General features: G+C 65.8%; 5 protein-coding genes. 4 read left to right on the plus strand and 1 reads right to left on the minus strand.

From position 1 onward, the window contains the following. Positions 1 to 483 precede the first annotated feature (483 nt). The 3 genes from purM to ABNU97_RS17345 are packed head-to-tail and all read left to right on the plus strand — an operon-like array spanning position 484 to position 2,943. Complete coding sequence (gene purM / locus ABNU97_RS17335) at positions 484 to 1,527, plus strand: phosphoribosylformylglycinamidine cyclo-ligase (protein ID WP_348767917.1); 1,044 nt, start codon at positions 484 to 486, stop codon at positions 1,525 to 1,527. After that, positions 1,524 to 2,216 (plus strand): phosphoribosylglycinamide formyltransferase, encoded by a 693-nt coding sequence (gene purN / locus ABNU97_RS17340; RefSeq protein WP_348767918.1) that lies wholly within the window; start codon positions 1,524 to 1,526, stop codon positions 2,214 to 2,216. The genes purM and purN overlap by 4 nt, the downstream gene beginning before the upstream one ends. Further along, entirely contained in the window at positions 2,185 to 2,943 is a 759-nt protein-coding gene (locus tag ABNU97_RS17345) for a DUF3108 domain-containing protein (protein ID WP_348767919.1), read from the plus strand. Before purN ends, ABNU97_RS17345 begins: the two co-directional genes overlap by 32 nt. A gap of 15 nt (positions 2,944 to 2,958) precedes the next feature. On the opposite strand, the gene dcd is transcribed toward ABNU97_RS17345, so the two are convergent. Then, a complete protein-coding gene (dcd, locus tag ABNU97_RS17350; RefSeq protein WP_348767920.1) occupies positions 2,959 to 3,525 on the minus strand; it encodes a dCTP deaminase in 567 nt (188 codons plus the stop codon). A gap of 137 nt (positions 3,526 to 3,662) precedes the next feature. Here dcd and ABNU97_RS17355 point away from each other — a divergent pair. Continuing rightward, the coding region (locus tag ABNU97_RS17355; protein WP_348767921.1) for an alcohol dehydrogenase catalytic domain-containing protein at positions 3,663 to 4,142 on the plus strand (480 nt) is incomplete at its 3' end.

Below are 4,142 nucleotides of genomic sequence, written 5' to 3' on the forward strand. Positions count from 1 at the left end.
GCCGCTGGTGCGCGACAGCCGCAGCGTCTCAAGCCGGTCGACGATCGGGTCGCACACATAGGCCAGCCCGGCGCCGATCAGAAACGGGGTGAGAATCGAGCCCAGCAACCAGAGGGTGAGTGCGATGAACGCGAATACGCCGATCGCGACGTTGCGCTGGCTCTTGATCATGAGCGCGCCCCGCTCGTATCGATCATCGATCGGCCGGTCGCGCGGCCCGCGCAGGCGCGGCGCTCGTCAATCCAGTGGTGTCGCACGAATACCTCGGCATGAAAACGACGATGAAAACCGGTCCGGGCGCACGACCCGCCACCCGTGCCCGGCGACGCGCGGGGCACGGGCTGGGTGGCGACCGCGCTGCGCAAGGCACGCCACTCAGGCTACGAGCCGCAGCGCTGGCAATACGGCCGTACACCCGCGTTACAATAACATGCGCTGCCCGCCGCCACGGGCCCAATCTCCTGCAACCGCGAGCGACTTCACGTGAGCCAACGTCCTACCCTGACCTACGCCGATGCCGGCGTGGATATCGATGCCGGCAACCGCCTGGTCGACGAAATACGCGAGCCGGTCGAGGCCACGCGCCGGCCGGAAGTGATCGGCGGTCTGGGCGGTTTCGGCGGCCTGTTCGAACTGCCGGTGGATCGCTACCGGCGCCCGGTACTGGTGTCCGGCACCGACGGCGTGGGCACCAAGCTGCGCCTGGCAATCGACGCCCGGCGCTTCGACGGCATCGGTATCGACCTGGTCGCGATGTGCGTGAACGACGTGCTGGTGACCGGCGCCGAGCCGCTGTTCTTTCTCGACTATTACGCCACCGCCCATCTGGATGCCGCGGTGGCCGCGCCGGTGATCAAGAGCATCGCCGAAGGCTGTCGTCAGGCGGGTGCATCGCTGATTGGCGGAGAAACCGCCGAAATGCCGGGCATGTACGCCAGCGGCGATTTCGACCTGGCGGGCTTCTGCGTGGGCGTGGTCGAATACGACAAACGCATCGACGGCAGCCGCATGGGCGAAGGCAGCGTGGTACTCGGCCTGGCCTCGTCCGGCGCCCACTCCAACGGCTATTCGCTGGTACGCCGTATTCTCGACGTGGCCGGCGCCACCCTGGAGACCCGACTGGGCGAGCACAGCCTGGCCGATGCACTGCTCGCGCCCACGCGGATCTACGTGAAAGCGATTCAGGCCCTGCTGGCCGAAGTCGACGTACAGGCCATGGCCCATATCACCGGCGGCGGCCTGGCCGAGAACTTCGCCCGGGTGATCCCCGAACATCTGGCGGCGACCATCGAACGCAGCGCCTGGACGCGCCCGGCGGTGTTCGACTGGCTGGCCGAGGCGGGCAATGTCAGCGCCGCGGAAATGGATCGCACCTTCAACTGCGGGATCGGCTACTGCGTGGTGGTTCCGGCCGACCAGGTGGCCCAGGCCATCGATGTGCTCACCGGCGCGGGCGAGCAGGTGTTCGAACTCGGTCGTATCCACGCCCGCGAACACGCCACCGACGACGCCGTACGCCTGGTTTGAGTAGTCGAACCGAGAACAGCGGCAAGCACACCCCGCGCCTGGTGGTGGTGATCTCCGGACGCGGACGCAATCTGGAGGCGATCATTCAGGCGATCGAGGCCGGCGAACTCGCCGCCGAGATCGCGCTGGTGATCAGCAACCGCGCCGACGCGCCGGGCATGCAGATCGCACGACTGGCCGGGCTCAACTGCGTATGCATCGAAGCCGGCGGCTTCAAGCACCGCGAGGATTTCGACCGCGCGCTGGCGGCCCGCATCGCCGCGGCCCGCCCGGACTGGGTGGTACTGGCCGGCTTCATGCGTATTCTCAGTCAGGCGTTCGTGGAACGCTTCGAAGCGAAGCTGATCAATATCCATCCGTCGCTGCTGCCGCGCTACAAAGGGTTGAACACCCACGAGCGCGCGTTGTCGAACGGGGACGCCCGCCACGGCGCGAGCGTACATTTCGTCACGCCCGACCTGGACGACGGCCCGACCATCCGCCAGGGCAGTATTGCCGTCGCCGCCGACGACACCCCCGAAACCCTGGCCGAGCGGGTCATGACCGAAGTCGAGCAGCGGCTCTACCCGGCCGTACTCGCCGAACTCGTTGCCGGGCGCGTGTTTTTCAAGGACGGCGTGGTCTGGCGTGACCAGCGCCTGCAGGAAGACTGCCCCCATGACCAATACGACCGGCTCGCCGTTACCTGATCGCTACCGCAGGCGTGGCCTGGCGCTGTGTCTGCTGCTGACCGCCCTGTTTGTTTCCCCCGTTGCCGGAGCCGATGTCATGCAAACCTTCGATGCCCAGTTCAAGGTCAAGCGCGGTGCCGTCGCGCTGGGCACCACACGTTTTTCGCTCACCCGCGACGGCGACGACTGCTACGTGTTCCGGGGCGAAGCCAACCCGAATGCCGTCGTGCGCGTATTCGTCGGTCAGGTCATCGACGAAAGCCGTTTCTGTATCGAAGACGGCACCGTGCGGCCGCAGCGCTTTTCCCATCATATGGAAGGCAACGCCGAGGACAGCTACAGCCTGGAATTCGACTGGTCGCAGCACGAAGTCACCTATCGCAGCGAAGCCGGCGAGAGCAAGACCATGGCCCTGGGCGATAGCGCCTTCGATCCGCTTTCAATCCAGTTCGCCGCCCGCCGCTGGGTCGCGGCCGCCGCGAATCCGGATACCGCCGGCGAGCGCGATTTCGCCCTGATCGACGAAAAGAAACAGAAAACCTATCGCCTGCGCGCCAGCGACGGCGGCCGTATCAAGACCCCGGCCGGGCGCTACGACACGCTCAAGATCGAACGCGTGGACGACCCCAAGCGCGGCCTGCGTTTCTGGCTGGCCCGCAACGCCGACTGGATTCCGGTACAGGTCGAGCACGAAAAACCCAAGACCGGCGTTTTCCGCATGCAGCTTACCGCGCTCGAACGCTAGTACCGGCGCGTACGCTCAGGTGCGCGGCAGGGTAACGCCGCGCTGGCCCTGGTACTTGCCGCCGCGATCCTTGTAGGACGTCTCACAGACTTCGTCCGATTCCAGGAACAGCATCTGGGCCACGCCTTCGTTGGCGTATATCTTGGCTGGCAGCGTGGTGGTGTTGGAAAACTCCAGGGTGACGTGGCCTTCCCATTCCGGCTCCAGCGGCGTCACGTTGACGATAATACCGCAGCGGGCATAGGTCGACTTGCCCAGACAGATCGTGAGCACGCTGCGCGGAATACGGAAATATTCCACCGTCGAGGCCAGCGCGAAGGAGTTGGGCGGGATGATGCAGGTATCGCCCTCGAAATCCTGAAAGCTCTTCTCGTCGAAGGCTTTCGGATCCACGACCGCCGTGTTGATGTTGGTGAATATCTTGAAATGCGGCGAGCAGCGCACGTCGTAGCCGTAGCTGGAGACGCCGTAGGACACGATCCGTCCGGTCTCGTTTTCCTTGACCTGGCCCGGCTCGAACGGCTCGATCATGCCGTGCTCGGCGGCCATGCGGCGGATCCACTTATCGGATTTGATACTCATCGACTCGACTCTGCGCGGCGGGCAAAGCGCGCAGTTTAGCGCCTTGCGCCCCGACGCGCCTACGCCCCGGGCTGAGTCAGGCGCCACGATGGCGTATCGTTGCATCGTCAATGATTCAATCGCTTTCAGGAGCCCATATGCAGGTTCAGCTCATTCGCGAATTCGGCGCCCCCGACGTGTTCGAAGCCGCCGAGATCGACACGCCGACACCCGGCCCGGGTCAGCTGCTGGTGCGCCAGATCGCCTCCAGCGTGAACCCGGTCGACACCAAACTGCGCGCTGCCGGCCCGCCCATCGCGCCGGAACTGCCGGGCGTGCTCGGCTGTGACGTGGCCGGCGTGGTCGAAGCTGTCGGCGAAGGCGTCACCCGCTTCAAGAAAGGCGATGCCGTCTATGGCTGTGCCGGCGGACTGCGCGGGCGCGGCGGCGCCTACGGCGAATATATCGCCGTCGATGCCGACTTCATGGCCTTCAAGCCGGAGGCTCTGGACTGGCGCGAAACCGCGGCCCTGCCGCTGGTGACGATCACCGCCTGGGAAGCGATGGTCGACCGCACCCGGATCGCGCCGGGCGATCATGTGCTCATCCACGGCGGCGCGGGCGGCGTGGGGCATATC

It is taken from the genome of uncultured Salinisphaera sp. (genome assembly GCF_964012375.1).
Classification (GTDB): domain Bacteria; phylum Pseudomonadota; class Gammaproteobacteria; order Nevskiales; family Salinisphaeraceae; genus Salinisphaera.

Bases quoted from the DNA above. Each gene is read 5' to 3' on its own strand.
- ABNU97_RS17345 (WP_348767919.1), top strand. From the start codon at position 2,185: ATGACCAATACGACCGGCTCGCCGTTACCTGATCGCTACCGCAGGCGT.
- dcd (WP_348767920.1), bottom strand. From the start codon at position 3,525: ATGAGTATCAAATCCGATAAGTGGATCCGCCGCATGGCCGCCGAGCAC.